The following is a 25,786-nucleotide window of genomic DNA, read 5'->3' as shown; positions in this document are numbered from 1 at the left end:
CGGCACAGGATCGTCCCGGCAGTCTTCGAGTCGTCAGGTTTCCGCCCATAGTGGGAGATGTGAGATGGCGAAGAGAGCCCGAGCCGTGAAGTGGGGAGTGCCGGTGGCGGCGGTGGCCGTGGTGGCGGCGGCCGTGGGGACCGGCCCGGTGATCGCGGCGGTGCGCAGCGACCCGTCGCTGCCGGACCGCACGGCGGAGCAGTTGCTGACCGAGGTCGCGCGCACCTGGCAGCACGGCCGCATGCCGCAGATGTCCGGCACGATCGTCGAGACGGCGTCGCTCGGCCTGCCCGCGCTGCCCGGCCTGTCGGGCCTGTCCGGGCCGCCCGGGCCGGCCGGGGCCTCGCCGTTGTCGCTGCTGTCGGGGTCGCACCAGCTCAAGATCTGGTACGCGGGGGAGAACCGGTTCCGCCTCATGCTGCCGGGGGAGATGAGCGAGACCGACGTCATCGCGAACGGCGACACGGTGTGGCTGTGGGACAGCGCCGCCAACAAGGCGACCCGCCTCACCGCCCCGGCGGCCACCGGCGGCAGGCCGGACGGCGCGTTCCCGGCGCGGCCTTCGACGCCGTTCAAGACGCCGTTCAAGACGCCGTTCAAGACGCCGTTCAAGACGCCGTTCGAGACGACGTTCGAGACGCGGTTCGCGACGCCCGAGCAGGCCGCGCGGCAGGCGCTGGAGGCGGCCGGCGCCGACACCGCGATCGGCGTCGGCGAGAACGTCACGGTCGCGGGCCGCGCGGCCTACCAGCTCGTGCTGACGCCCAAGGCGGCGGACTCGCTGATCAAGGACGTCCGGGTGGCGCTCGACGGTGAGAAGCTGATGCCGCTGCGCGTGCAGGTGTACGCGAAGGGCGCGGCCGAGCCGGTCTTCGAGGTCGGCTTCGAGTCGTTGTCGTTCACCGCTCCCGCCCCGGAGAACTTCTCCTTCACGCCACCGCCCGGCGCGAAGGTCGAGGAAGGGACGGCCACGCCTCCCGCCGGGCACCGGCCGGAGGCGGCGGCCGAGGCCCGCGACCGGGGCCGCGTCGCCGGGTCGGGCTGGGACAGCGTGCTCGTCACGTCCCTGCCCGACGTGACCGCCGGGCGGTCCGGCGAGCGGTCCGGCAAGCGGGACGGAGAGGGGGACGGCGTGGATCTCGCCGCGCTGCTCGACGGCGTGCGCTCGTCGGCCACCCCGGTCAGCGGGGCGTGGGGGAGCGGCAGGCTGCTGCGCACCAAGGTGGTGTCGATCCTGATCACCGACGACGGCCGCCTGCTCGCCGGCGCCGTCACCCCGGAGGCCCTCTACCGGGCGGCGGGTGAGAAGAGGTGACCGGGCCCACGCACCGCGGACGGACGTCGCGGCGGACGGCCGGGTGGACGTCACGACGGACGTCATGGTGGACGCGGTGACGGTGGGCACGCGCGCGGGGGCGCTCCGGGACGACGCCGGGGCACCCTCGCCCTCCTCAGGGGGCGCGGGCGCGCACGCCATCGTCACGTCCGGTCTCACCAAACGCTTCCGGGGCGGCCAGGTGGCGGTCGACGACGTCGGCCTGGCGGTGCCGCGCGGCGCCGTCTACGGCTTCCTCGGCCCCAACGGCTCGGGCAAGACCACGACGATCCGCATGCTGCTCGGCCTGGTCGCCCCGACCGCCGGCACATGGTCGCTGCTCGGCACGCCCATGCCCGCGGGGCTGGCGCGGGCGCTGCCGCGCGTCGGCGCGGTGGTCGAGGGGCCGGCCTTCTATCCGTACCTGTCGGGCGAGGCGAACCTGCGCCGCCTCGACGCGGCAGGCCCGGGGGCCGACCCGCGTACGGCGCGGGCCAGGATCGGCGCGGCGCTGGAGCGCGTCGGGCTGACGGCGGCGGCAGGCAAGCGCTACCGGAACTACTCGCTCGGCATGCGCCAGCGCCTGGCCATCGCCGCCGCGCTGCTGGTCCCGAGGGAACTGCTCGTGCTGGACGAGCCGACCAACGGCCTCGACCCGCAGGGCACCAGGGAGGTGCGCACGCTGATCAGGAGGATCGCCGAGGACGGCACGACCGTCTTCGTCTCCTCCCACCTGCTGAGCGAGGTCGAGCAGATGTGCACCCACGTCGGCGTCATGCGCACCGGCAGGCTCGTCGCCCAGGGGCCGATCGCCGCCCTGCGCGCGTCCGGCGGACAGCCGCGCCTGCGCGTGGAGACCCCGGACGCCGGCACTGCGGCGGCCGTGCTGTCCCGCGCCGGGCTGCGCGAGGTGCGCGCCGGGGACGGCGAGGTGACGGCGGTCGCCGGCGAGGAGGCGCCGGAACGGCTCTGCGCGCTGCTCGTCGGCGAGGGCGTGGCCGTACGTGGGTTCGGCGTGGTCCGGCCCACGCTCGAGGAGATCTTCGTGGGGCTGACGGGGGAGGGGTTCGATGTCGGTGCGTGAGAACGCGACAGCGGTGTCCGAGACGGCGCCCGGGACGGCGCCCGGGACGGCGCCCGAGGCGGTGTCCGAAACCGTGTCCGAAACCGTGTCCGAAGCCTTGTCCGGGGCCCGGCCGGGGGAGGAGGAGCGACCGTCCGCCCACGCCGCGGCGCCCGCACCGGGCGGGCCGCCGGCGGGAGGGACGACGCGGCATCTGACGAGGCTGCTGGCCTCCGAGATCGGCCTGACGTTCCGCCGACCGCGCAACCTCGCGATGCTCGGGGTGCTGGCCGTGGTGCCGGTGCTGGTCGGCGTCGCGGTGCGGGTCGCGTCGGGCGAGGACGTGGGCGGCTCGATCGTCGGGCAGATCGCGGGCAACGGCCTGATGCTGACGTTCGCCGCGTTCGTCGCGATGATGCCGATCGTGCTGCCGCTGACCGTGGCGGTCGTGGCGGGCGACGCGATCGCCGGCGAGGCCGCCCAGGGCACACTGCGCTACCTGCTCGTCGCCCCGGCGGGCCGCACCAGGCTGCTCGCGGTCAAGTACGCCAACATCGTGGTCTTCTGCCTCGCGGCGTGCGCGGTGGTGGCGTTGTCGGCGCTGGCGGCCGGGCTGCTGCTGTTCCCGGCCGGGCCGGTGACGCTGCTGTCCGGCACGACGATCCCGGCGGCCGGCGCCCTGCTGCGCGTGGGGGTGGTCGTCCTGTACGCCGCCGCGGGGATGGCCGCGCTCGGCGCGGTCGCGCTCGCGGTGTCCACGCTGACCGAGGCGCCGATCGGGGCCGTGGCCTCGAGCGTCGTGCTGGTGGTGGTGAGCCAGGTCCTGTCCGCGATCCCGCAGGTCGCGGCCGTGCGGCCGTTCCTGCTGACCTCCTGGTGGAGCGCGTTCGACGGGGCGTTGCGGGCGCCGGTGGCGTTCGACCAGATGGGACAGGGGCTGCTCGTCTTCGCCGCCTACGCCCTCGTCGCCGGCTCCGTCGCCTGGGCGCGCTTCACGAGCAAGGACATCACGGCGTAAGTGCTGCCCTTTACCGTTCTTTGTCGCTAGTGTTGCCGCGGACCTCTCACCCAAGGCGGTGTTCATGCGGCACTTCTTCGGGCTGCTCCTGGGCGTTGTCGTCGCGGCGGCTCTGCTCCTCGGCGGCGGATGGGCCTCTCAGGAGGCGGTCCGGGGAGCGGCCCAGAGCATCGACCCGGCCAAGGACACCCGCATGCTGATCGCCCTGGGCGTGATGGCCGTCGTGGGCCTGCTGCTCGGGCTGGTGCTGGTCGGCCGGGTGTCCCCGCTGGCGGCGTTCGTCCCGTCGATGGCGCTGCTGGCCTGGACCGTGGTCTACGTCCTCGACGTGTCGCGCGCCGCGAGCCTCGTGCCCGCCGGGCCGTCGGTGCAGGCCGAGCTCCTGCAGGCCGGCCGGGGCATGCTCACGCTGCTGTCCACCGGCGTGTACGGCCTGCTCGGCGTCGCGTTGTTCCTGCCGGTGCTCATGCCGTCCCGCTGGGCCGGTCGCGAGCGGGAAGAGGAGCAGGAGGAGGAGTACGAGGAGTCCCTCGGCTTCTGAGATAGAGGTCGGCCACCACGTCCTCGATCGACGCGCGTTCCGGCACCGTCGCGCGCAGGTCGTCCACCGTGCCGTCGAAGGCGAGCCGGCCGTGGTCGATCAGCAGCACGCGGCGGCACAGCCGCTCCACGTCGCCCAGGTCGTGGGTGGTCAGCAGCACGGTCGTCCCGCGCTCGGCGTTCAGCCGCCGCAGGAAGTCGCGCACTTCCGCCTTGCTGACCACGTCGAGCCCGATCGTCGGCTCGTCGAGCACCAGCACGGCGGGATCGTGCAGCAGGGCGGCGGTGATGTCGCCCCGCATCCGCTGGCCCAGGCTGAGCTGGCGCACCGGCGTCCGCAGGAAGGCGCCCAGGTCGAGCAGCTCGCACATCTCGTCCAGCCGCTCCCGGAACACCTTCCGATCTACTTTGTAAAGGAGCCGGACCAGTTCCAGGCTGTCCCGCAGCGGTAGGTCCCACCACAGCGTGGTCCGCTGGCCGAAGACGACGCCGATCCTGCGGGCGAGAGCCGTACGCCGCCGGGAGGGGTCGAGACCGGCCACGGTGACCCGGCCCGACGTCGGGGTGAGGATCCCGGTCAGCATCTTGATCGTGGTGGACTTGCCCGCGCCGTTCGGGCCGAGGAAGGCGGCGAACTCCCCGGCCGCGATGCGGAAGGACAGGTCCCGTACGGCGTGCACGACCCGGCGGCGGACCGTGAAGGTCCGGCCGGCCCCGTCTGCCTCGATCACTGGTCAGCTCCCCGTCGATCGGTAGCGGCGGATCCCCGCACGCCAGGCGAGCGCGGCGACGGCGGCCAGCGCGAGCGCGGCGGCGGGGGACAGCAGGCCCGTCCAGGACGGCAGTCCGAGCGGGTCGGGCCGGCCGAGCACGTACAGGCCCGGCTGCCAGTTGACGAACGCCAGGGGCAGCACGAAGGTCAGCCCCCGGACGATGCGGGCGTCGTAGACGCTCAGCGGATACTGGTTGAGCATCGCCCCGCCGTAGGTGAACGCGTTGGCCACCTCGGGGGCGTCGGTGAGCAGGAACTGCAGCGCGCCGCCCAGCGTGAACAACGCCGTGAAGATCACGATCCCCGACGCCACCATGACGGGCACCATCCAGACGCGGCCGATGGGGATCTCCAGCCGCGCCAGGGCCACGCCCAGCACCACGGCGGCCTGCGCGGCCCGGCCGATCCGGTGCGGGGTGAAGCGGTCGGCCGCCACCTGCACGAAGAGAGACGCGGGCCGGATCAGCATGACGTCGAGGGTGCCCGCCCTGATGTGCCGGCTGATCCGGTCGACGTTGCCGAACAGCATGTCGGCGAGCGCGAAGGCCAGCTCCGACGCGCCGTACAGGAACATGACCTCGGCCAGGCCGAAGCCGGCCAGCGTGTCGGTGTTGGCGAAGATCACCCAGATCACCGCGATGTCGAGGCCGCCGACGACGAAGGCGCCCGCCGTCGTGAGCGCGAAGGAGAGCCGGTACTGCGCCGCGGCCCGCGTCCAAGCCCAGGCGAGCAGCGCGTACGTCCTGATCACGACCGCTCAGCCACCCTGGATCACGACCTTCCTGCGGGCGGCGCCGGTCATGAACGCGCCCAGGGTCAGCAGGACGGCGGCCCACAGCGCCTGGAAGCCGAGGGCGCGGGCGGGCTCGGCCGTGCCGAGGTAGACGTCGGCGGGCACCTGGGCCATCGCCGACCACGGCAGCGCGCGGGCGAGCTCGCCGAACCACCCGGGAAAGATCGTCAGGGGCAGCATGAGCCCGCTGAAGAACGTGGTGAGCACCATCGACAGCGTCGCGAGGCCCCGGTCGTCCAGGATCCAGCACGTCGCCAGCGCGATGATGTACCGCCATCCGAAGCTCACCACCACGCCGAGGGCGACGCTCGCGAGGAACGCGGCCGGCGCGCGCGGGGCGACGATGCCGAACAGCAGCGCGCCGACGAGGGCCGGCGGCGCGCCGCGGACGACGAACAGGTACGCCGCCCGGCCGAGGTCCTCCGACAGGCACCAGGCCTGCAGGGACGCCGGGCGGACCAGGTCGAGCGCCACGTCGCCGCTGCGGATGCGCTCCGGCAGGTCCAGGCCGCCGCCGAACAGCTGCATGGGCCCGATGAACGCCTGCGTGAGGAACGTGAAGGTCACCGCCGCCGCGACGTCGTACCCGCCGAGCCCCGGCCGGGCCTGCCAGAGCGCGATCAGCACGTACGCGCGGAGCACCCCGAAGACGGTGTTGGTGAAGGCCCCGGCCAGTGCGGCGCCCCAGTAGGTCGCGTGCCTGCGGAAGCCGTACCAGGCGAGCCGCGGATAGAGGGAGACGGCGGCGCCGTGGCCGGGGATCACCGGTCGGCGAGGCGGCGGACGAAGCGCAGCCCCGACCACACCTCGTCCACGGCGCACACCTTGTTGTCCACCAGGCCCTCGCCGAGCCCGAAGGCGCGGACGACGTCGCCGGACAGATCGGTGGCGACGCCGCTCGCCTTCTTGGGCCAGCTCACCCAGAGCCCGCCGTCCCGGGCCAGGCGCTCGCGCGCCCGCGGGAACGCGGCCGTCAGGGTGGCCTCGTCGGGGCAGAAAATCACGATCACGTCATACGGCGCGGGATTTCCGTCGTCCTCTTCGTCGCCGTCTATACGGATATTTTGCGGAGCGTTTACCAGCAACACCCGGTGGCCGGGCTTGACACCCAGCTTCCGGGGCAGCGGAGCCGCCGAATATCCATGCATGGGTGCCTCATGACCTCCGGTCGTTACCTGCTCGTAACACCCCTGTAAGGGGAGTGAAACATGCCAACCGGTAGAACGGATGACCTAATGGGGAATGTCCCTTTTGGGAGGCTTGCATGGAGCATGAGCTGAATGTAGACATCCGTCCGGAATATCCGGTCAGCTGGCAGGCCGCCGCGATCAACGGGGTTCTGCGGGGCACCATGAAGCCGATCTCCACCATTCTCGTGCGCAACACCGCGGGGATGGCCGTCGCCAGCCGCATCATCTGCCTCGGAGAGCGGGTTCCCGGCATGCTCCCCAAGCACGTGTCCATCGTTCCAGACGGATTCGGCTCGTGCACCGGGGAATGGGTGCACGGCGGGACCGGCCTGGACGAGGGCAAGGTGGTGCTCTACTTCCACGGCGGGGCCTACTTCGTCTGCTCCCCGGCCACCCACCGGCCGATCACCTGGCGGCTGTCGGCCGTGGCCCGCCGCCCGGTGTTCTCGCTCGACTACCGCCAGGGGCCGGTCCACTCCCTCGCCGAGTCGCTGACGGACGCGCTCCAGGCGTACGAGTGCCTGCTCGGTCTCGGATACGCCCCACAGGACATCGTGCTGGCCGGGGACTCCGCCGGAGGTCACCTCACCCTGGCCACGCTGCTGTCCCTGCGCGACCGCGGCATGCCCCTCCCCGCCGCCGGGATCTGCCTGTCCCCCTGGGCCGACCTCAGCTCCAGCCGCCGCCGCGTCAACGTCTGGGCGGACCCCATGCTCCCCGCCGGCCGTGTCGACTGGCTCGCCCGCCGCTGGACCGACGGCCTCGACTGCTTCGACCCCCTCGTGTCCCCCGTCTACGGCGACTACACCGGCATCCCCCCGCTGATGATCGTCACCGGCTCCACCGAGGTCCTGCGCGACGAGGCCCGCCATGTCGCCCTCAGCGCCCGTGAGAACGGCGTGCAGGTGACCTACGAGGAGTGGAACCGCATGCCGCACATCTTCCCCCTCCTCGCCGACGTCCTCCCCGAGGGCCGCCTGTTCTTCGATCACGTCTCCCGCTTCCTCGACGCCGTCGACGTCCACCGCTCCGCCGCGGGCGCCGAGGCCGCGTAGGGGTCATTTTGGGGTTAATGGGACCAATGTGACCTGGGGTTTCTCCGGCTGACCTTACCTAGAGGTGCCATTGGGCTTACCTCTCATGCCGCTTGGCGCTAGTTGAGCGCGTGGCGCGTTCCAACCGGCCACAGTGGCTGTGCGGCACTTCGAGAGAGGTAGCTTCCGTATGGCACGTGGCGGAACGGCCTTCCAGAACGGCATGCCTCCCGGTGTGCGCCCGCTGACCGTGGGCGACCCGGTCGTCGTCGGGCGCTACCTGCTGCTCGGCCGGTTGGGCAGCGGCGGAATGGGCGTGGTCTACCTGGCCGAGCATCCCGGCGGGGGGTACGCCGCCCTGAAGACGCCGCATCCGATGCACCTGGGCGACCCCACGCTGCGGGCCCGGTTCGCGGAGGAGATCGCGCTTTCCCGCCGCGTGACGCCGTTCTGCACCGCCGCCGTCATCGAGGACGGCTTCGACGGCGACCGGCCCTACCTCGTCACCGAGTACGTCCCCGGCCCCGCGCTCTCGCAGGTCGTCGCCGCCGGGGGGCCGCTCACGCCCGACCTCGCGTACGGCGTGGCCCTCGGCACCGCCGCCGCGCTCGTGGCGACGCACGAGGCCGGGCTGGTCCACCGCGACCTCAAGCCCGGCAACGTGCTGCTGTCGCCGCGCGGGCCGTTCGTCATCGACTTCGGGATCGCCCGCGACCTCGACGTCGCGATGGCGCACACGCAGGCCGGGCAGATCATGGGCAGCCCGGGCTGGGTGGCGCCCGAGCGGCTGCGGGGCCACCACGCCATCCCCGCCTCGGACGTCTTCTCCTGGGGCTGCCTGGTCGCGTTCGCGGCCACCGGGCGGCATCCGTTCGGCGCCGGCGACCTCGACGTGCTCACGCGGCGCATCCTGGTCGAGGAGCCCAGGATCGACGCCGTGCCGAAGCCGCTGTGGGACGGCGTGGCGGCGGCGCTGCGGCGGGAGCCGGCCGACCGCCCCGACGCGGCCCGGCTGCTGGCCTTCCTGCTCGCCGCGGGCGGGGTCCACGCGGCGGCCGACCCCCGGCGCGCGGTGGCCGCGGTGCTCGACGAGATCTGGCAGCCCGTGCCGTACCCGGCGGGCACCGCCCCCGGCCGGGCGGCCGTACGCGCCGCGCGCACCCAGGCCGGCGCGGCGCGGGGAGCGGCACCGGGAGTGCCGCAGGAAGTGGCACAGGCGGCGGCACAGGGGGCGGCACAGGGCAGGGTGGCCCGGCGCCGCGCGGCGCGCTCGGGGGCGCAGATGTCCCACGCGGGCTTCACCGCGCTCGCCACCGTGACGATCGCCGCGATGACCGTGGTCGCTGCGGGCACCGGGGCGGCCCGCATGGAGAGCACGGCGGATCCGCCGCCCGCGCTGCCCGTGGTCGTCCCCGGCGAGGACGGCGCCCTGCCGCCGCAGGACGTGCCCGGCACCTCGCGGCCTCCGGTGGTGCCCATCGCGGACGCCGCCCGGCCGAGGGTGACCGTGACGGCCACCCGGACCATGCCGCCGCCCGGGCCGGCGACCCCGGACGGCGAGCCGACCACCACGGCGCCCTCGCCGCCGTCGGCCGGGGTGACGCTGCGCCCACCGGCGGACGGGCACTGCGGCACCGGGCGGCCGAGGGACTGCCGCCCTGCCCGTCCGTCCCCGCAGGCCCAGTCGGGACAGTCCGGCCAGCCCGGGCACTCCGGCCAGCCGGGGCACCCCGGCCAGGGGCATTCCCCGGCGCCGTCGACGGGGGTCACCGCCGAGCCGCAGTGGGGGGACGGGGAGTCGCCGCCGCCCAGCCCGGCCCCGCCGCCGGTGAGCGAGTCGCCCGGTGTGGTGTCCGTTCCGGCGCCGTCCATCCCCTGATACGCGGTCGTGAGCAGACGCGTTCATGCAGCATGCTGGGTGCCCATGGACGTGATGGACGCAGCTCTCGAACTCGACGACGTGACCGTCCGCGTGGTCGGCCGGACCCTGGTGACCGGGGCCGACTGGCGGGTGGAGCACGGCCAGCACTGGGTGATCCTCGGCCCCAACGGCGCCGGGAAGACGACGATGCTCTCGGTCGCCGCGGCCGTACGCCACCCGAGCTCGGGGACGGCCACGGTGCTCGGGCGGCGGCTCGGCCGGGTCGACCTGCGGGAGCTGCGCCGGAGCATCGGACTGGTGGCGGCCAGCCAGCGGCTCGTGGACGAGTCGCTGCTGGAGGAGGAGGGCGCCACCGCGCTGACCGTCGTGCTCACCGGGCACACCGCGACGAGCGCGCCCTTGTGGGACCGGTACGGCGACGAGGAACGGGATCGGGCCCACCGGCTGCTGGCCGACCTCGGCTGCAAGGACCTCGCCGACCGGCGCTTCCAGGTGTGCTCGCAGGGGGAGCGGGCCCGGATCCGGGTGGCGAGGGCGCTGATGGCCGACCCGGCGATCCTGCTGCTCGACGAGCCGTTCGCGGGCCTCGACCTGCCGGCGCGGGAGGACCTGATCGAGGCGCTGGAGGACCTGGCGCGCACCCGGCAGGGGCTCACGACCGTGATGGTCACGCACCACCTGGAGGAGGTGCCGGCCACCACCACGCACGCGCTGCTGATGCGGGACACCCGCATCGTCACCGCCGGTCCCGTGGACGAGGTGCTCACCGGTCCGAACCTGTCGGACTGTTTCGGCCGGCGGCTGCGCATCGACTCGCTGGACGGCCGCTGGTACGCCCGCGCGCTGCGCGTCTGACCCCCGCGCCGGGCACGGCGAGGCCCCGCCGCCGATCCGTCAGACCCCCGCGGGGGTGGCCTGCGGATCGGCGGCGGGGCCGCCGTCGACCTGGGTCCGCTGTGGTCAGTGAGCCCCGGCGAACTGTGCCTCCTCCGTCGAGCCCTTCAGGGCCGTCGTGGAGGAGTCCGGCGCGATGGCCGTGCTGACCAGGTCGAAGTATCCGGTGCCGACCTCCCGCTGGTGGCGGGTGGCGGTGTAGCCGAGCCGTTCGGCGGCGAACTCGGCCTCCTGGAGCCCGACGTACGCCGTCATGCCCTCCTCGGCGTAGCCGCGGGCCAGGTCGAACATCGAGTAGTTCAGCGAGTGGAAGCCGGCCAGGGTGATGAACTGGAACTTGTACCCCATGTGGCCCAGCTCGCGCTGGAACTTGGAGATCGTCGCGTCGTCGAGGTGCTTCCTCCAGTTGAACGACGGCGAGCAGTTGTAGGCGAGCATCTGGCCGGGGTACTCCCGCTTGATCGCCTCGGCGAACTCGCGGGCCACGTCGAGGTCGGGCGTGGAGGTCTCCATCCACAGCAGGTCGGCGTACGGCGCGTAGGCCAGGCCACGGGCGATGCAGGCGTCGACGCCGTTGCGGACCCGGTAGAAGCCCTCGGCGGTCCGATCGCCGGTGCAGAAGGCGCGGTCGCGGGGGTCCACGTCGCTGGTCAGCAGCGTCGCGGCCTGGGCGTCGGTCCGCGCGATGACCAGAGAGGACACGCCCGCCACGTCGGCCGCGAGGCGGGCCGCGTTCAGGGTCTTGATGTGCTGGCCGGTGGGGATCAGCACCTTGCCGCCGAGGTGGCCGCACTTCTTCTCCGAGGCGAGCTGGTCCTCCCAGTGCACGCCCGCGGCGCCGGCCGCGATCATGGCCTTCATCAGCTCGAACGCGTTGAGCACGCCGCCGAATCCGGCCTCGGCGTCGGCCACGATGGGTGCCAGCCAGTGCGGGGCGGCCTCGTCGCCCTCCGCCCAGCTGATCTGGTCGGCCCGCAGCAGCGCGTTGTTGATCCGGCGGACCACGGCGGGGACCGAGTTGGCCGGGTAGAGGCTCTGGTCGGGGTAGGTGTGGCCGCTGAGGTTGGCGTCGGCCGCCACCTGCCAGCCCGACAGGTAGATGGCCTTGAGGCCGGCCTTCACCTGCTGGACCGCCTGGTTGCCGGTCAGCGCGCCCAGCGCGTGGACGTAGTCCTCGTGGTGCAGCAGGTCCCACAGGCGCTCCGCGCCGAGCCGGGCCAGCGTGTGCTCCTCCTGCACCGAGCCGCGCAGGCGGACGACGTCCTCGGCCGTGTAGGTCCGCTCGACGTCGCTCCATCGCGGATTGGTGTCCCAGTCCTGCTGCAGCCGCTGGGCGGCGGCGGTGAGGCGATCCGACATCTCCGGTCACTCCCTTGTTGCGTACGTTGTCGTCACCTGGGGCTTGCTTCCGAGTTTGTGTCGATATCAAGACACTCACAAGGCGGCACCTCTCGAAAGAACGTCAAAACTTCTGTTGGAAGCAAGACTGGTGGGTATTTAGCGGTGAAGAAACGCGAAGTTTTCGATGTGGACTAGACCAATCCGCGTGAGGTGGATCACGTACTGCTGGAAGAAGCGCCGATTTTCCGCATAAGATCGAGTCATGACCTCCGTCCTGGGCGAAGAACCGCTGTCTTTGACGCACGAGCTCGATCTCCTGGCCTTCGGCCAGCGGCTCAAGCACCTGCGCAAGCAGCGCGGTCTCACGCTCTCCGAGCTCGGCGACCGCGTCGGGCGCGCGCCCAGCCAGCTGTCGCTGCTGGAGAACGGCAAGCGCGAGCCCAAGCTCTCGCTGCTGAAGTCGCTGGCCGCCGCGCTGAACGTGCCGGTGGAGGAGCTGCTGCGCAGGCAGGCGCCGAACCGGCGGGCCCAGCTCGAGATCGCCTTGGAGGAGGCCCAGCGCGACCCGCTCTACGCGGGGCTCGGGCTGAGCCGGCTGAAGGTCTCCGCCCGGGTGCCCAACGACGTGCTTGAGCACATCCTCGGCCTGTTCGAGGAGCTCAAGGCCAGGGAGGCGAAGGGCACGGCCACGCCGGAGGAGGCGCGGGCCGCCAACGCCGAGCTGCGGCGCAAGCAGCGCGAGCTGGGCAACTACTTCGAGGAGATCGAGAAGGCCGCGGCCGAGGCCCTGACCGCCGTCGGCTACCGGACCGGCGCGCTGTCGGAGAGCACCGTCCAGGCGCTGGTGTCGCACTTCGGGTTCACCGTGCACACCGCGCCCGACCTGCCGCGTTCGGCGCGTTCGGTGACCGACCTGCGCAACCGGCGCATCTACGTCAAGCGCCAGCAACTGGGCATGCACACCCCGCGTACCGTGCTGCTGCAGACGCTCGGGCACATCGCGCTCCAGCACCACAAGCCGCGCGACTTCGCCGACTTCCTGCGCCAGCGGGTGGAGGCCAACTACTTCGCCGCGGCCGTCCTCGTCCCCGAGGCGGCGGCCGTGCCGTACCTGCGGGAGGCCAAGCAGGACAAGGCGCTGTCGGTGGAGGACCTGCGCGACGTGTTCGCGGTGTCGTACGAGATGGCGGCGCACCGGTTCACCAACCTGGCCACCCGCCACCTCGACCTGGTGTGCCACTTCGTCCGCAACGACGCCGGCGGGATCATCTACAAGGCGTACGAGAACGACGGGATCGTCTTCCCCGCCGACGAGCAGGGCGCGATCGAGGGGCAGCGGCTGTGCCAGCAGTGGTCGGGCCGCCAGGTCTTCCTCTCACCCGACCGGTTCTCGCTGTACTACCAGTACTCCGACTCGCCCACCGGCACGTACTTCTGCGTCGCCCACGTGGACCCGTCCCAGGAGAAGGACTTCGCGATCACGCTGGGCGTGCCGTACCGGGAGTCGCGGTGGTTCCGGGGGCGCGAGACCACCCACCGCACCAAGTCGAACTGCCCGAACGGCGAGTGCTGCCGCCGCCCCCCGGCCGAGCTCGCGCAGCGCTGGGAGGGCTACGCCTGGCCGTCGGCGCGCGCCAACTCCCACGTGCTGGCCGCGCTGCCGCCCGGGTCGTTCCCCGGCGTCGACGAGGCCGACGTGTACGCGTTCCTGGAGCGCCACGCCGCCCACGGCTGAGCCGCCGGCGCAATGGCGCTCAGCGCGATGGGCCGGCTTCCCGGCGGCGGTCTTCGCCACATCGGGCGAGAGCCGGCACCACATGTCCGGGTGGCCGGTGCGGAGCCGGCGCGGCGACGCCTCTGACGTCTGCCGGAGGCCGGCGCCGTCGGTTCCCGACGGCGCCGGTCGTTCCCGCCGGTGCTGGTCGGTCTCGACGGCCGGATCAGTTGCCGACGGCGGCACGGACGAACGCCACGAGGTGCTCGCGCAGCGCCTCGCGTCCCTCGGGGGTCGCCGCCTCCTCACCTACCGTGATCCGGGCGAGCTGTGGCATGACGCTCGGCCACATCGCCATGCCCACCAGCGAGAACACCATTCGGGCGACAGAGTCGTCCGGCTCCCGGCCGAGGCCCTCGGCGAGCGACTCGGTCTTTGACCGGCACTTGTCCACCCGGAGCTCCTGGCCGGGCAGCAGGTCGTCCTCACCCCTGTAGTGCAGCGCCTCCCACATCAGCAGGCGTACCAGGTCGGGGTGGGCGGAGTAGAAGTCGAAGAGGTTGCCGACGTAATCCGCCGGGTCCTTGCCCGGCATCGCCACCGCCGCGGCGACCTCGTCGAGCGCCGCCTTGATGACGGTGTCGAACAGCTTCTCCTTGCTGCCGAAGTGCCCGTAGATCCGCTCCTTGTTGACCCCGGCGCGCTCGGCGATGCGGTCCACCCGGGCGCCCGCCACGCCGTACGCCGCGAACTCCGTCCGCGCGGCCTCCAACAGGGCGGCCTTGGTGGCGGCGGTGGGGTCCTTGGCGTTTTTGCGGGGCGACATCGGCTTCCTCCGTGTTCACGAACGGGCGGGGGCTCAGGGACGGACCCTCAGCATACTCATCCTGCCACCAACCAGTTGGTTGACATCCAACTGGTTGGTTGGTTACCGTCGCCGCCATGGACATATCGACTTCCGTCGTTTCCCCACCTGCGGCACCGGGGGCACCGGACGCCTCTGCGGCATCATCCGAGACGTACGGGCCGACGTGGCGCACCGTGGCCGCGTTCGTGCCGGCCGGGCTCCTCGCCACCGGGCACCTCTATGTCGTGATCCCCCTGCTGACGCATATGTCGGCCGACTGGGGCGCACCCACCGCCGTCCTCACCTGGCTCGTGAGCGCCTTCGGTCTCGGCTACGCGGGCGGCTTCCTGCTGTTCGGCCCGCTGTCCGACCTGTACGGCAGGCGCCGCGTGATGACCTGGGGCATGGCGGCCACGGCGGTGACGACCGCGCTGGTCGCGCTGAGCCCCGGCCCGGGGGCGGCGCTCGCCCTGCGGGTGGCCGAAGGCATCACCACCGCCGTCTTCGCCCCCACCGCGTTCGCGTACATCGCCGAGCGCGTCGAACCCCGCCGCCGGGCCGTCACGATGACCGCCGTGGTCAGCGCGCTGTTCGCCTCGGCTGTGGTCGCGCAGCTCGCCGCCAAGGCGCTCGTCGACCTGCTCGGGTGGCGGCCCGTCTTCCTGCTCGGCGGCGCCGCGTTCGCCGTCGTGGCCCTGGTGCTGCGCCGGGTGATGCTGCCCGACGCCGACCGGCGTGCCGGAGCGAACCCCTACGCCGTCGTCCCGGCGCTGCTGCGCAACCCGCGCCTGGTGCTGGTGTACGCCGCGACGCTGACGATTCTCGGCGCGTTCGTCGCCCTCTACACCGCGTTGCAGCTCGAGGGCCCCGTGGGCATCGCCGGCGATCCCTCCGCGCTGCTGACGCTGCGGGCCACCGCGTTGCCGGCGATCGTGGCGATCCCGTTCGCCACGCCGTACCTGGCCCGGATCTCCCCGGCCCGCAGGGCGGCGCTGGCCGTCGTCATAGCCGCAGTGCTCGCGCTGGTGGTCGGGCTGGCCGCCCCCGGTGTCGCCGCTCTGGCGGTGCTGCTGGCCGTCTTCGCCTTCGCGATCGGCGTCGCCGCTCCCGCCGTGATCGAGACCGTGGGCCTGCTGGCCGGTCCCGCGCGGGGCACGGCCGTCTCCCTGTTCACCTTCTTCCTGTTCACCGGAGCCAGTATCGGCCCGGTCGTGGCCTCGGCCGCCGCGCCGTACGGCTTCGCCGGCCTCATGTACGGCGTGGCGGGGGTGCTGGCGCTCGGAGGGGGGCTCGTGCTGATCGCCTCCTCCGGCCGCCGCATAAGGTGATGCCAGTGAAGCCGGTGGACAGGGGGAGGACGGGCGTGCTGCCTGAGGTGGAGGCCTGGCTGAGTCGGCGTACCTCGTCGGCGGCCGACTGGCCGGCCCGCGCCCTGCTGTCCGCCAAGGCGGACGCCTCGATCTCGGTGGTGCTGCCCGCGAGGAACGAGGAGGAGACGGTCGGGGAGATCGTCTCCGCCGTGCGCCGCGACCTCGTCGAGGCCGTGCCGCTGGTGGACGAGCTGGTCGTGATCGACTCCCGGTCGTCGGACGACACGGCGGCCCGGGCGTTACGCGCCGGGGCGAAGGTCTTCGCGCAGGACGAGATCCTGCCCGAGCTGCACGAGCCGCGCTACGACGGCAAGGGCGAGGCGCTGTGGAAGTCCCTCGCGGTGACGACCGGCGACCTGGTGGTGTTCGTCGACGCCGACCTGCGCGAGTTCCGGACCTCGTTCGTGACCGGCCTGCTCGGGCCGCTGCTGGCCGACCCCGCGGTCGGATACGTGAAGGCGTGCTACGACCGGCCGCTGCTCGGCGCGGCGGAGCCGAACGCCGGGGGCAGGGTCACCGAGCTGGTCGCCCGGCCGCTGCTCAACCTGCACTGGCCGCTGCTCGCCGGGTTCGTGCAGCCTCTGGCGGGTGAGTACGCCGGCCGCCGCGCGGTGCTCGAACGGGTGCCGTTCGTCACCGGGTACGGCGTGGAGCTGGGGCTGCTCATCGACCTGCTGGACCTGGTGGGGCTCGACGCGCTCGCGCAGGTCGACCTGGGCCGCAGAGTCCACTCCCACCAGTCGACGGAGGCGCTCGGCGGGATGGCCGGGCAGATCATGCACACCGCCTGGGCGCGGCTGGAGCGCCATCACAAGGTCGTTCCGCTGCACGAGCCGTCCACGCGGCTGGTCCAGTTCGAACGCGGTCCCGCCGGGCACCGCCCGCTGACGCGGCACGTCGGAGTGGCCGAGCGCCCGCCGATGGCCACGGTCCCGCAGTACGCGTCCCGGTTGCGCTGACCGGCTCCCGCCGAGGTGTTACCGTTGGTAACACTTAAGGAGAGGAGAGCCTGAGATGACCTTCTGCCCCGAGCTGAACGACGACGTCCGCGAGGTGCGCGACTGGGTCCGCGAGTTCGCCAGGGACGTCGTCCGCCCGGCGGGTGCGGAGTGGGACGAGCGTGAGGAGACGCCCTGGCCGGTCATCCAGGAGGCCGCCAAGATCGGACTGTACTCGCTCGACTTCTTCGCACAGCAGTGGTTCGAGGAGTCGGGGCTCGGCCTGCCCGTGGCGTTCGAGGAGTTGTTCTGGGGGGACGCGGGCATCGGCCTGTCGATCGTGGGCACCGGCCTGGCCGCCGCCTCCATCGCCGCGAACGGCACCCCCGAGCAGATGGGGGAGTGGCTGCCCCAGATGTTCGGCACTCCCGACGACGTCAAGCTCGGGGCGTTCTGCTCCTCCGAGCCGGACGCCGGCAGCGACGTCGGCGCGATCAGGACGCGGGCCGTCTACGACGAGGCCAAGGACGAGTGGGTCGTCAACGGCGTGAAGACCTGGGCCACCAACGGCGGCATCGCCAACGTCCACGTCGTCGTGGCCTCGGTCGACCCGTCACTGGGCACCCGGGGCCAGGCGTCCTTCGTGATCCCGCCCGGCACCCCGGGTCTGTCCCAGGGGCAGAAGTTCAAGAAGCACGGCATCCGCGCCTCCCACACCGCCGAGGTCGTCCTGGAGGACGTACGGGTGCCGGGGCGCTGCCTGGTGGGCGGCAAGGAGAAGCTCGACGAGCGGCTCGCGCGGGTGCGCGCCGGCGCGCGCTCGGGCGAGCAGGCCGCGATGCGGACCTTCGAGACCACCCGCCCCCTCGTCGCCGCCATGGCGGTCGGCGTCGCCCGCGCGGGCTTCGAGTACGCCCGCGACTACGCGCGCGAGCGCGAGCAGTTCGGCCGCAAGATCGGGGAGAACCAGGCCGTCGCCTTCCTGCTGGCCGACATGGCCACCCGCGTGGACGTCGCCCGGTTCATGACGTGGCGGGCCGCGTGGATGGCCCGGCACGGCCGGCGGTTCGAGCAGGCCGAAGGCTCGATGAGCAAGCTGGTCGCGAGCGAGACGGCGGTCTGGGTGACCGAGCAGGCCATCCAGATCCTCGGCGGGGCCGGCTACACCCGCGAGCACCCGGTGGAGCGCTTCCACCGCGATGCCAAGATCTTCACCATCTTCGAGGGCACCAGCGAGATCCAGCGCCTCATCATCGGCCGCTCCGTCACCGGCCTGCCCGTCCGCTGAGGGGCCAGTCATATGAGTGAGGAGCAGGCCACCTGGGCCAACCGGGTCCGTGGCCTCGTGCTGGGCCTCGCGCTGGGCGAGAGCGTGAGCCGTGACGCGGTGCCGGCGTCGGGGCCCATCCGGACGGGAGTCAGTACGCAGCTGGCGGCCTTCACGATCGACGGCGTCATCCGGGCGTCGGTCCGCGCGGCGCACAGGGGCATCTGTCACCCGCCGTCGGTGGTGTGGCACGCCTACTGACGTACGGCGACCCGCGCGCGTACGAGGCGACGGCGGCTGTGGTCCTGACCGGGCGGTGCCTGTCCACGCGTTCCCTGGACGAAGCGGCGGAGCCCGATGACGGTCTGCTCCGGCCGCCGGAGGTGGGGACGTTTCTCGATGAGGCTCGTGCGGTCCTCGCCCATGCGCGGGAAACTCCCCGGCAGAAGGCCCGGCTGGCGCGGATCGCGCCCGATGCCACCGCGCCCTCCGCTTTCCTCGGCGGCTTGTACGCCGCGGCGTCCTGCTCCGAGGCGACCGAGGCGATGGAGGCGCTCACCTTCGCCGCCGCGGCGCCCGACGCCGATTCCGTCGCCGCCGTCGCCGGCGCCATGCTGGGGGCACTGCACGGCGCCGGCGTGTGGCCGGTCGAGCTCCTCAGCAGGCTGGAGTCGACCTGGGTCATGGACACCCTCGCACGCGACCTGGTCGCGGAGGTGACCGACAGCCCGAGCGGCAGCGAATACACGCCTCCGGAGGACCCGTTCTGGCTCGACCGCTACCCGGGATGGTGATCTCGCCGGGTTACAGGGCCTGCGGTCGCCGTGGTCAGCGGGCTGGCTCGCCGGTCAGGAACTCGTTCAGGGCCGCGATGATGACCTCCCGGGACTCCGGACGCGCGAGGGCGGCCGGCTGGAGCGAGGGGTATTTCGCGTAGCCGGCGGATTCGAGCTGATCGCGGAGGTGGCCCGATCCCGGGAGGACGCCGAGCCTCTCGGCGAGCCGTGCCATGCGCTGTCGTGATGCGCCGTGGTTGTGCATGGACCCGAAGTTGACGGCCATCACGGACTTGGCCGGGCCGGTGTAGATGCTCCATACGGAGGCCTTGTCGGAGCCGAGGTTGAACCAGGCGGTCACCGACGGATACTCGCCGTCGCCGAAGTAGTACTCGTCAAAAGACGGATGGCTCTCGGCGTGACGGTAGACGGCCAGCAGCGTGTCGCGCACATCGGCAGGGCAGAGCTCCTCGAGGGCCTCGAGGAAGCCGGGCTCGTCCCACGTGCGCTTCACGCGGGAGCCGGCGGCCTGTCCCGCCCCTGCTGCCGAAGGGGCGCCGCGCATGTCGCTCGGGCCGTCGGGGTTCGGAGCGGGAAGGGTGTCGCCGAGGGCCAGCTGGATGGCGATGGCCATCGTCTCGAGCCAGTCGATCGTCGCCGCAGCCTCGTCTGCGGTGATCGGGGCCTTCTGCCCGGGGCGTACCGGATCGTGGTCCGCGGTGTGGGCGATGTTGTTCCTGCGCCAGGCGATCTCCCGCAGCCTCGTACGGACGCCGTCCGCGGTGATCGGATTCTTCGCGTCCTGTCCGGTCAGGACCTCGGCGACTCTCACCCAGAGGTTCACCGTGCTGACGTGCGCGAACCCTTCCTTGATCTTCTCCGGGTTCTGGAAGGTCATGAAGGCGAAATGACGCTCGAGATGCCCGCGGAAGGCGTTGCCGAGGTCTTCCTTGCGGTGGTGGATGTCCTCGAACAACTCCACAGGGATGCTCAAGTTGTTGAACTTGTGGGGGCGGGGCTCTCCCGGGGTCAGCGCGAGGCCCACGGCCCGGTCGACGATCTCGCGCGTGACCCAGTGGTCGAGGGCCGCCACGGCCTGGGTCCAGGCCGCGCGGTAGAGGTCGGTGACGTCGAAGGAGCCGACCGCGAGTTGTTCCAGGTTGCGGCCCCCGTCCACGAGCTGCCGGGCGTACCCGAGGTTCTGCTGGAACTGCTCGAACGCGGCAGGAGTCGGGTCGGGCGCAGGCGTGGGCTCGGGGCCGCCCGCCGGGGGCAGGACGACGCCGGCCTGGGCGAGCATCGTGCGGAACCGGTCGGCGGTGACGCGCCGCCGCGGGTCGGCCCGGCCGGCGTGGTCGAAGGTCAGGCCCTCCTTCTCGAGCACCTCACGCGGATCATCGGTCCGTTCCGGGTCCAGCCAGCGGAACTGCGGGGAGATCAGCCCTCCCGACTGCAGGACCCGATGCGCATGGCCCGTGTCGGCGGTCTCGGCCATGAAGCCCCCCACCGACTGCGCGGACATGCCCACCAGGGCCGCCAGGTCGCCGTACGTGGTCCAGTGGCCCGGTTCCAGACGCTCCAGGGCCTCCAGGACGACGTTCCAGCGGGGGTCACTGTAGACACGACCCTGCGGCGGCAGCCTCCTCGCCCGGTACTGACGCGCCAGTTCGCGGTAGAGCTCGGTGCCCTCGAAGTCGTCGAGCGCGCGGACACCGGCTTCGGTGATCGCCCAGCCGTTCCGTTTGGTCATCCAGCCGAGCGACGCGGCCTCTCCCGTGCGGAAGCCCAGTTGCGCCCACCACCGCGCCTGGCCGTGCGCGTTGGGCCCCCGCAGCTCCGGGGGTATCGTCACTCTCCCTTCGACTTCCTTGCGAACCTCTTCCGGTCGCAGCGGCCGCCCTGCCTCACGCAGGAGCTCGAGCGTGGTGCGGAGGATGGGAGAGATCTTGTCGGCATAGGCCATCGGGGGGATTCCTGCCTTTCAACTGTCGCCCCCGGCAGGATAAACAAGCGCCCGGCGAAAATCCCACGTCTCACGTAACCCTCACCTCTCCGGACGGCGGGTGAAACAAGGGCGTACGGGTAGGAAGGGGGACCGGGGCCGGGGGAGCGTGGGGAAGCGGCCGATGACGACGGCGTTCATCCTGTGGGGAGGCGGCAGCCTGGGAGCCGCGCAGGTCGGCATGCTCCGCGCGCTCACCGCGCACGGGATCCGCGCCGACATGGTGGTCGGCGCGTCGATCGGGGCGCTCAACGGCGCCTACTACGCCGCACGCCCGGATGCGGAGGGCGTGGAGGAGCTGGCCCGGCTGTGGCTGTCGGTGAGCAGCCACGACGTGTACCCGGTGAGCGGGCCCGACGTGCTGCGCGCTCTCGCGGGAAACCTGCCCTTCCACCCCGTGCGGGGAGCCCTGCAGGCGCTCGGCGTGCTCAACTACACCTTCCCGCTGAACCCCGCCACGCTGGCCGCGGCGATGCTCGGCCGCCGCAACTACCTGTTCGACAACTCCTCCCTGCGGCGGTTCCTCGAACGCATCCTGCCGATCCGGCAGCTGGAGGAGACGCGGACGCCGTTGTCGGTGCTCACCGCGGATGTGCGGACGGGACGGCCGGTGATCCTGTCGCGAGGGCCCGCGCTGCCGGCCCTGCTGGCCAGCACCGCGATCCCGGCCCTGTATCCCACCGTGACGATCGGGGACCGGATGCTCATGGACGGCGGCGTCGCGGACCTGACCACGCTGGACTACGCCGTGGACGCGGGCGCCGACGAGGCGTACCTGCTGGCGCCGGGCTTCTCCTGCCATCTGCCGGCGGCCCCGTCGACCGCGATCGCCATGGCCCTGCACGGCTACAACCTGCTCAGCGAGCAGCGCATCAGCGCCTCGATCAGGCAGAACACGCGCCGGACCCGCCTGCACGTGCTGCCGCCGCTGTGCCCGGTCGAGGTGCTGCCCGTCGACTTCCGCGGTACGGCCGACATGATCGAGCGGGCGACCCTGTCGACCACCCACTGGCTGGAGCGGCGCGAACCGCACCCCCGGCTCGCCCGCCCGCTGGGTCCCCCGCACGAGGAGGACCACCGGCACCGGCCCGGGCTAATCCAGTTGTGACGGGCGCCCGCGCGGCGCTTTCATGAACGGGACCACAGCCTGGAGAGGAGACGACGGTGAGACGTGCGGGGGCGTAAGGGACCCAGGCCGGGCGCGGCGGCCCGCGCCGGTGACGGGCTCAAGTTGCACCGTCGCCCGGTCCGGGCGGACGGCCGCGACTACAACGTCATCACCCTGCGGCCGGGGTCGCGGGCCCGGTTCTCCACCAACCGCTTCCACGAGACGTGGCACATCCTCTCGGACGTGCACGGCGCCCGCCTGCTGGGCAGGCTGCTGTGGGGCCTGTCCTTCCAGCGTCTGCCGGGCACCGCGGTCGTCATCGACCGGCCGCACCTCGACCCGAACCCGTTCGACGCCGAACCGGCCGATCCGATCGTGCTGGTCCCGGCCCATCTGACGACGCTGAAGCGGCAGGGGGTCCGCGAGCTGCTCCGCCGGCTCGCGGCTCGGGCGCCCTCCGCCGGCACGGTCCGCTGGCATACCTGGGGCCTCGACGCCGAGCTGACCCGTACGCGTGAGCGCGTCCGCGAGTGCCGGGAGCTGCGGCGGTGGCCCGCCTGGGAGCCGCCGGCCGCCGACCACGGCGCCGCCGTGGAACGGATCGGCGGCGCGCTGGTCTTCCGTGCCCCGCCGGCGCGCCTGCGCGAGTGGGCCGTCGACGTCGCCATGCTGGGCGACGACGCGCGCCACGGCATGGATTACGTCTATCTGGAGGCGTCGGACAGCCCGTTGCGCTGGGGCGACGGCGAAGTGCAGATCTTCCCCGACTTCCGGCGGCGGGTCGCCGTCGCCGGGATCGCCCGTCGCGAGGTCCTGGCGGATCTCCCCGAGGGTTCGGCGCCCGCCGATGTCAACGCCCGGATCTGGCGTCACAACACCGCGGTCCGCGCCCGCGGCCTCCCAAGGATTGTTCGCGGATGAAGTCGCGTTCCGATTCGGCCGGCGGGACGGCTTCCGGTTCAGCGCCCGATCCCCCCGGAGAGGGTACGGATCACCTTCCCGACCATGCTGTTCGCCGGCACGTAGCCGAAATGGCGGGAGTCCACGCTTTCATCGGGGTTGTCGCCGAGGAGGACCAGGCACCCCGCCGGGACCAGGGTCTCCCCCGCCCGCCGGGGCACCGAGTCGGGGACCGGATCCCCGGGGACGGCGGCGACCCGCTTGACGATCCGGCTGACGGTGTCCTCGGCGCCCGGGGGCCACGCGGACCGGCCGCCCATGTCGGCCAGGCGGAGCCGTGGTTCGCGGTGCTCCTCCCGGACGGTCCTCCCCGGTAGGAGCGTCGGCCCGTCCTCCGCGACGACCGCGATGTCGGCCACCACGATGTCCCCCGGGCGCACCCGGTCGCCGGGCAGGCGCCGTACCAGCACCTTGTCACCGGACCGGTAGGTGGGGTGCATGCTGGTGCCCAGGACGTCCGCCGCCAGCAGGCTCCGGCGCGCCCAGACCATCGCGGCGGCGACGGCCGCGAGCGGCAGGATGACAAGGAGGAGCGGACCGGTCACCGCGTGGCCCGCTCGGGAAGGGCGTCCAGGTAACCCTCGGCCTGCATGGAGAACAGGCTCGCGTAGACGCCGCTCAACGCCATCAGCTCCTCGTGGGTGCCTCGCTCGGCCACGACCCCCTCGTCGAGCACGACCAGTAGGTCGGCGTCGCGCACGGTGTTGAGCCGGTGCGAGATGAGCACGTTGGTGCGGCCCGTCCGGAACTGCCGCAGCTTGTGATGGATCTCGTACTCCGCCTCGGCGTCCAGACCGGAGCTGGGCTCGTCCAGGATCATCAGGTCGCGCCCGGACCGCAGGTGGGCGCGGGCCAGCGCCAGGCGCTGCCACTGGCCTCCGGACAGGACCACCCCGGCACCGTCGTCGGCGCCCCCGACGTCGTCCCCCTGGAAGAACAGCCGGGACAGCAGGGTGTCGTAGGAGCGGGGCAGCCGCTCGACGAACGTGTGCGCCCCGGCCCGCTCGGCGGCGGCGACGATCCGGTCGCGGTCGCTCACGTACGCCAGGTCGCCCAGGCCGATGTTCTCCGCGGCGGTCAGGTCGTACTCCATGTAGTCCTGGAAGACCGCGCCGATGCGGGCGCGCAGCTCGGCCGGGTCCAGTTCGCGCAGGTCCACGCCGTTCCACAGGACGGCGCCGCGCTCGGGATCGTACATCCGGCACAGCAGCTTGATCAGAGTGCTCTTGCCGGCGCCGTTGCGTCCGATCAGCCCCACGGTCCGTCCGTTCGGGATGGTGAGGTTCAGGCCGCGCAGCACCCAGGGGTGGTCGGGGGAGTAGCGGAACCACACGTCCTTGAAGACGATGCCGTGCTCCAGCGGGGTGATGGCCGCGGGCGGGGAGGCGACGGGCAGGTCGGGCCCGGCGGCGACGACCCGGAGGTAGTGGTCGAACAGCATCAACTGCTGGTGGAAACCGGCGACGGTGTGCACCAGCGACGTGGCCGCGCTCTGCACGCCGCCGACCGCGGCCACCAGCAGGGAGATGTCACCGATGCTGATGTCGCCGCCGGCCGCGGCCAGCACCGCCCAGAACAGCGTGCCGCTCGCCACCGCGGTGCCGAGCAGGCCGATCAGCGCCTGGGCGCTGATCTGGCGCAGGTCCATCCGCCGGTTCTCGACGTTGGACCTGCGCCGCTGGGTCGTCATGCGCTCGCGCAGGTAGGCGCCGATGCCGAACAGCCGGATCTCCTTGGCGGCCTGGGTGCTGGTGAGCAGGTCGCGGAAGAACATCTCCCGGCGTTCGATGGGGCTCAACCGCCACGACAGGTCCGCCCGGCTGCGGGCCAGCCACATCTCGGTGGCCAGCACCGGGACGGCCGAGGCCAGGATCACCACCGGTATCCAGGGGGAGATGACCAGCAGCGAGCCGAGGAAGCCCAGGCCGGTGACGACGGAGCTGACCGTCGACAGGATGGCCGAGACCAGTACGCCGGGGGTGCTGCCGCCGTGCTGCATGGCCATCTGGATCCGGTTGAGGAAGACCGGGTCCTCGAACCTGGCCATCCCCACGAACCGCTCGGTCGCCGTGAACAGGCGTTCCTGGGCCAGGAGTCCGACGCGGCGTTCGGTCTCGCGGGAGGCGTACTGGGTGAGATTCGGGATCAGGCCCGTCGCCAGGCCGGCGGCGGCGAGTCCGACGGCTTTGCCGAGCACCGCGCCGGGCTCGGCTCCGGCGATGATGTCGTCCAGCACCAGTTTGGTCAGCCACGCCGTCACCACCGGCATCGGCGCGGTCAGCAGGGTGAGCGCGACGAACACCGTGGTGAACCACGGGCTGGCGCGCCAAGTCAGCCGTAACGCTTCGACGATCCCGCGCATCGATCAGACCTTTTCCAGGGCGATCGCCACATCCTGGATCAGCGTGCCCGAGGCGCGCACCACACCGCCGGGCTCGATGATCCCCAGCGCCGGGTATGCCGTGGTCCCCAGCGACGTGGAGAGCGGGCCGCCGTGGGTGTCCTCCACCACCACGGTGGCGACCGGCTTCAGCAGCTCGGCCTTCTCCTCGGCGCCTTCGGCGCCGATCACCAGGGCCAGGACCCGCTCCCGCCCTCCGGGGAAGGCCGCGGCGAACTGGAGGAACTCGGGGAACCGCTCCTCACACGCGGCGCAGCCGACCGAGAACGCCGCCACCAGCGCGGAGGTCTCATCGAAGAACGTCTCATCGACCGGCGCGCCGTCCACGGTGGTGGTGCTGAACGCGCTCGTCCGCTCCCCCGCCACCCGCATCACCGGCGGGAAGTGATTTCCCGGCATGAACCTGGAGGGGTTCGCCAACAGCTCGTTCTGGGTCCGCAGCCGCCGGGCCATGCCCAGGGTGAGGACGGTGTTAAGGACGCACAGCACGCCGACGGCGACGACGAGCACCGCCACGATGTTCAACACGACAACCCCCAAGTTCAACGGTCATGTCGCCGC

The 25,786-nt window shown here is 72.3% G+C and carries 25 protein-coding genes; 15 read left to right on the top strand and 10 right to left on the bottom strand.

The window, feature by feature from the left end:
• Nucleotides 1–64: 64 nt before the first annotated feature.
• The 4 genes from AAH991_RS29035 to AAH991_RS29020 all read left to right on the top strand — a co-directional run bounded on the left by AAH991_RS29035 (nucleotide 65) and on the right by AAH991_RS29020 (nucleotide 3,937).
• On the top strand, nucleotides 65–1,315 hold the full coding sequence (locus tag AAH991_RS29035; RefSeq protein ID WP_346229101.1) for a LolA family protein: 1,251 nt from the start codon (nucleotides 65–67) through the stop codon (nucleotides 1,313–1,315).
• A complete protein-coding gene (locus AAH991_RS29030) occupies nucleotides 1,302–2,399 on the top strand; it encodes an ABC transporter ATP-binding protein (protein WP_346229100.1) in 1,098 nt (365 codons plus the stop codon). Before AAH991_RS29035 ends, AAH991_RS29030 begins: the two co-directional genes overlap by 14 nt.
• A gap of 85 nt (nucleotides 2,400–2,484) precedes the next feature.
• On the top strand, nucleotides 2,485–3,396 hold the full coding sequence (locus tag AAH991_RS29025) for a DUF2705 family protein (protein WP_346229099.1): 912 nt from the start codon (nucleotides 2,485–2,487) through the stop codon (nucleotides 3,394–3,396).
• A 64-nt stretch (nucleotides 3,397–3,460) separates the two neighbouring features.
• Nucleotides 3,461–3,937 (top strand): hypothetical protein, encoded by a 477-nt coding sequence (locus AAH991_RS29020; protein WP_346229098.1) that lies wholly within the window; start codon nucleotides 3,461–3,463, stop codon nucleotides 3,935–3,937.
• Here AAH991_RS29020 and AAH991_RS29015 read toward each other — a convergent pair.
• From AAH991_RS29015 to AAH991_RS29000, 4 genes are read right to left on the bottom strand one after another with little or no spacing between them, the layout of a single operon-like run.
• Nucleotides 3,861–4,667, bottom strand: a complete 807-nt coding sequence (locus tag AAH991_RS29015; RefSeq protein WP_346229097.1) for an ABC transporter ATP-binding protein — start codon at nucleotides 4,665–4,667, stop codon at nucleotides 3,861–3,863. The two genes, AAH991_RS29020 and AAH991_RS29015, sit on opposite strands and share 77 nt — an antisense overlap.
• Nucleotides 4,668–4,670: 3 nt before the next feature.
• Nucleotides 4,671–5,459, bottom strand: coding sequence for an ABC transporter permease (locus AAH991_RS29010; RefSeq protein WP_346229096.1), 789 nt, complete (start codon nucleotides 5,457–5,459; stop codon nucleotides 4,671–4,673).
• A gap of 6 nt (nucleotides 5,460–5,465) precedes the next feature.
• Nucleotides 5,466–6,266: an ABC transporter permease gene (locus AAH991_RS29005; RefSeq protein ID WP_346229095.1), complete on the bottom strand. Its 801-nt coding sequence runs from the start codon at nucleotides 6,264–6,266 to the stop codon at nucleotides 5,466–5,468.
• Nucleotides 6,263–6,505: a hypothetical protein gene (locus tag AAH991_RS29000; protein ID WP_346229094.1), complete on the bottom strand. Its 243-nt coding sequence runs from the start codon at nucleotides 6,503–6,505 to the stop codon at nucleotides 6,263–6,265. The genes AAH991_RS29005 and AAH991_RS29000 overlap by 4 nt, the downstream gene beginning before the upstream one ends.
• 260 nt (nucleotides 6,506–6,765) lie before the next feature.
• On the opposite strand from AAH991_RS29000, the gene AAH991_RS28995 reads away from it, so the two are divergent.
• From AAH991_RS28995 to AAH991_RS28985, 3 genes are all read left to right on the top strand, one after another.
• Nucleotides 6,766–7,746, top strand: coding sequence for an alpha/beta hydrolase (locus AAH991_RS28995; protein ID WP_346229093.1), 981 nt, complete (start codon nucleotides 6,766–6,768; stop codon nucleotides 7,744–7,746).
• Between the two features lie 169 nt (nucleotides 7,747–7,915).
• A complete protein-coding gene (locus AAH991_RS28990) occupies nucleotides 7,916–9,604 on the top strand; it encodes a serine/threonine-protein kinase (protein ID WP_346229092.1) in 1,689 nt (562 codons plus the stop codon).
• Between the two features lie 45 nt (nucleotides 9,605–9,649).
• Nucleotides 9,650–10,462, top strand: a complete 813-nt coding sequence (locus AAH991_RS28985; protein WP_346229091.1) for an ABC transporter ATP-binding protein — start codon at nucleotides 9,650–9,652, stop codon at nucleotides 10,460–10,462.
• Between the two features lie 105 nt (nucleotides 10,463–10,567).
• On the opposite strand, the gene aceA is transcribed toward AAH991_RS28985, so the two are convergent.
• Complete coding sequence (aceA, locus tag AAH991_RS28980) at nucleotides 10,568–11,860, bottom strand: isocitrate lyase (protein WP_346229090.1); 1,293 nt, start codon at nucleotides 11,858–11,860, stop codon at nucleotides 10,568–10,570.
• Nucleotides 11,861–12,104: 244 nt separating this feature from the next.
• Here aceA and AAH991_RS28975 point away from each other — a divergent pair, with 244 nt between their 5' ends.
• Nucleotides 12,105–13,577, top strand: a complete 1,473-nt coding sequence (locus AAH991_RS28975) for a helix-turn-helix domain-containing protein (protein WP_346229089.1) — start codon at nucleotides 12,105–12,107, stop codon at nucleotides 13,575–13,577.
• A 205-nt stretch (nucleotides 13,578–13,782) separates the two neighbouring features.
• On the opposite strand, the gene AAH991_RS28970 is transcribed toward AAH991_RS28975, so the two are convergent.
• The gene (locus AAH991_RS28970) at nucleotides 13,783–14,382 is read right to left on the bottom strand and encodes a TetR/AcrR family transcriptional regulator (RefSeq protein WP_346229088.1); all 600 of its coding nucleotides are present in this window, start codon (nucleotides 14,380–14,382) and stop codon (nucleotides 13,783–13,785) included.
• 215 nt (nucleotides 14,383–14,597) lie between these two features.
• Here AAH991_RS28970 and AAH991_RS28965 point away from each other — a divergent pair, with 215 nt between their 5' ends.
• Genes AAH991_RS28965 through AAH991_RS28945 form a run of 5 tightly spaced genes read left to right on the top strand, consistent with a single transcriptional unit; the run spans nucleotide 14,598 to nucleotide 18,772 of the window.
• Nucleotides 14,598–15,731 (top strand): MFS transporter, encoded by a 1,134-nt coding sequence (locus tag AAH991_RS28965; protein WP_346229087.1) that lies wholly within the window; start codon nucleotides 14,598–14,600, stop codon nucleotides 15,729–15,731.
• A 35-nt stretch (nucleotides 15,732–15,766) separates the two neighbouring features.
• Nucleotides 15,767–16,732, top strand: a complete 966-nt coding sequence (locus AAH991_RS28960; RefSeq protein WP_346229086.1) for a glucosyl-3-phosphoglycerate synthase — start codon at nucleotides 15,767–15,769, stop codon at nucleotides 16,730–16,732.
• Between the two features lie 55 nt (nucleotides 16,733–16,787).
• Nucleotides 16,788–17,999: an acyl-CoA dehydrogenase family protein gene (locus AAH991_RS28955; protein WP_346229085.1), complete on the top strand. Its 1,212-nt coding sequence runs from the start codon at nucleotides 16,788–16,790 to the stop codon at nucleotides 17,997–17,999.
• Between the two features lie 12 nt (nucleotides 18,000–18,011).
• On the top strand, nucleotides 18,012–18,239 hold the full coding sequence (locus AAH991_RS28950; RefSeq protein WP_346229084.1) for a hypothetical protein: 228 nt from the start codon (nucleotides 18,012–18,014) through the stop codon (nucleotides 18,237–18,239).
• On the top strand, nucleotides 18,224–18,772 hold the full coding sequence (locus AAH991_RS28945; protein ID WP_346229083.1) for an ADP-ribosylglycohydrolase family protein: 549 nt from the start codon (nucleotides 18,224–18,226) through the stop codon (nucleotides 18,770–18,772). Before AAH991_RS28950 ends, AAH991_RS28945 begins: the two co-directional genes overlap by 16 nt.
• Nucleotides 18,773–18,806: 34 nt before the next feature.
• On the opposite strand, the gene AAH991_RS28940 is transcribed toward AAH991_RS28945, so the two are convergent.
• Entirely contained in the window at nucleotides 18,807–20,606 is a 1,800-nt protein-coding gene (locus AAH991_RS28940) for an MGMT family protein (protein WP_346229082.1), read from the bottom strand.
• Nucleotides 20,607–20,880: 274 nt separating this feature from the next.
• Between AAH991_RS28940 and AAH991_RS28935 the strand changes: the two genes are divergently transcribed.
• Nucleotides 20,881–21,864 (top strand): patatin-like phospholipase family protein, encoded by a 984-nt coding sequence (locus AAH991_RS28935; protein ID WP_346229081.1) that lies wholly within the window; start codon nucleotides 20,881–20,883, stop codon nucleotides 21,862–21,864.
• A 63-nt stretch (nucleotides 21,865–21,927) separates the two neighbouring features.
• Entirely contained in the window at nucleotides 21,928–22,785 is an 858-nt protein-coding gene (locus AAH991_RS28930) for a hypothetical protein (protein WP_346229080.1), read from the top strand.
• 38 nt (nucleotides 22,786–22,823) lie between these two features.
• Here the strand turns inward: AAH991_RS28930 and AAH991_RS28925 are convergent, their stop codons facing one another.
• From AAH991_RS28925 to AAH991_RS28915, 3 genes are read right to left on the bottom strand one after another with little or no spacing between them, the layout of a single operon-like run.
• Nucleotides 22,824–23,369, bottom strand: a complete 546-nt coding sequence (locus AAH991_RS28925; protein ID WP_346229079.1) for a S26 family signal peptidase — start codon at nucleotides 23,367–23,369, stop codon at nucleotides 22,824–22,826.
• Nucleotides 23,366–25,186, bottom strand: coding sequence for an ABC transporter ATP-binding protein (locus tag AAH991_RS28920; protein ID WP_346229078.1), 1,821 nt, complete (start codon nucleotides 25,184–25,186; stop codon nucleotides 23,366–23,368). The genes AAH991_RS28925 and AAH991_RS28920 overlap by 4 nt, the downstream gene beginning before the upstream one ends.
• Nucleotides 25,187–25,189: 3 nt before the next feature.
• On the bottom strand, nucleotides 25,190–25,753 hold the full coding sequence (locus AAH991_RS28915; RefSeq protein ID WP_346229077.1) for a thioredoxin domain-containing protein: 564 nt from the start codon (nucleotides 25,751–25,753) through the stop codon (nucleotides 25,190–25,192).
• Between the last annotated feature and the right edge of the window lie 33 nt (nucleotides 25,754–25,786).

This window comes from Microbispora sp. ZYX-F-249 (assembly GCF_039649665.1).
Lineage (GTDB): Bacteria > Actinomycetota > Actinomycetes > Streptosporangiales > Streptosporangiaceae > Microbispora > Microbispora maris.
This window is presented reverse-complemented; position numbering and strand designations above follow the sequence as displayed.

Excerpts from the sequence above, each read along its gene's own strand:
- AAH991_RS29035 (WP_346229101.1), top strand. The coding sequence starts at position 65 with ATGGCGAAGAGAGCCCGAGCCGTGAAGTGGGGAGTGCCGGTGGCGGCG.
- AAH991_RS29020 (WP_346229098.1), top strand. The coding sequence starts at position 3,461 with ATGCGGCACTTCTTCGGGCTGCTCCTGGGCGTTGTCGTCGCGGCGGCT.
- AAH991_RS28995 (WP_346229093.1), top strand. The coding sequence starts at position 6,766 with ATGGAGCATGAGCTGAATGTAGACATCCGTCCGGAATATCCGGTCAGC.
- AAH991_RS28990 (WP_346229092.1), top strand. The coding sequence starts at position 7,916 with ATGGCACGTGGCGGAACGGCCTTCCAGAACGGCATGCCTCCCGGTGTG.
- AAH991_RS28985 (WP_346229091.1), top strand. The coding sequence starts at position 9,650 with ATGGACGTGATGGACGCAGCTCTCGAACTCGACGACGTGACCGTCCGC.
- aceA (WP_346229090.1), bottom strand. The coding sequence starts at position 11,860 with ATGTCGGATCGCCTCACCGCCGCCGCCCAGCGGCTGCAGCAGGACTGG.
- AAH991_RS28975 (WP_346229089.1), top strand. The coding sequence starts at position 12,105 with ATGACCTCCGTCCTGGGCGAAGAACCGCTGTCTTTGACGCACGAGCTC.
- AAH991_RS28970 (WP_346229088.1), bottom strand. The coding sequence starts at position 14,382 with ATGTCGCCCCGCAAAAACGCCAAGGACCCCACCGCCGCCACCAAGGCC.
- AAH991_RS28955 (WP_346229085.1), top strand. The coding sequence starts at position 16,788 with ATGACCTTCTGCCCCGAGCTGAACGACGACGTCCGCGAGGTGCGCGAC.
- AAH991_RS28950 (WP_346229084.1), top strand. The coding sequence starts at position 18,012 with ATGAGTGAGGAGCAGGCCACCTGGGCCAACCGGGTCCGTGGCCTCGTG.
- AAH991_RS28935 (WP_346229081.1), top strand. The coding sequence starts at position 20,881 with ATGACGACGGCGTTCATCCTGTGGGGAGGCGGCAGCCTGGGAGCCGCG.
- AAH991_RS28920 (WP_346229078.1), bottom strand. The coding sequence starts at position 25,186 with ATGCGCGGGATCGTCGAAGCGTTACGGCTGACTTGGCGCGCCAGCCCG.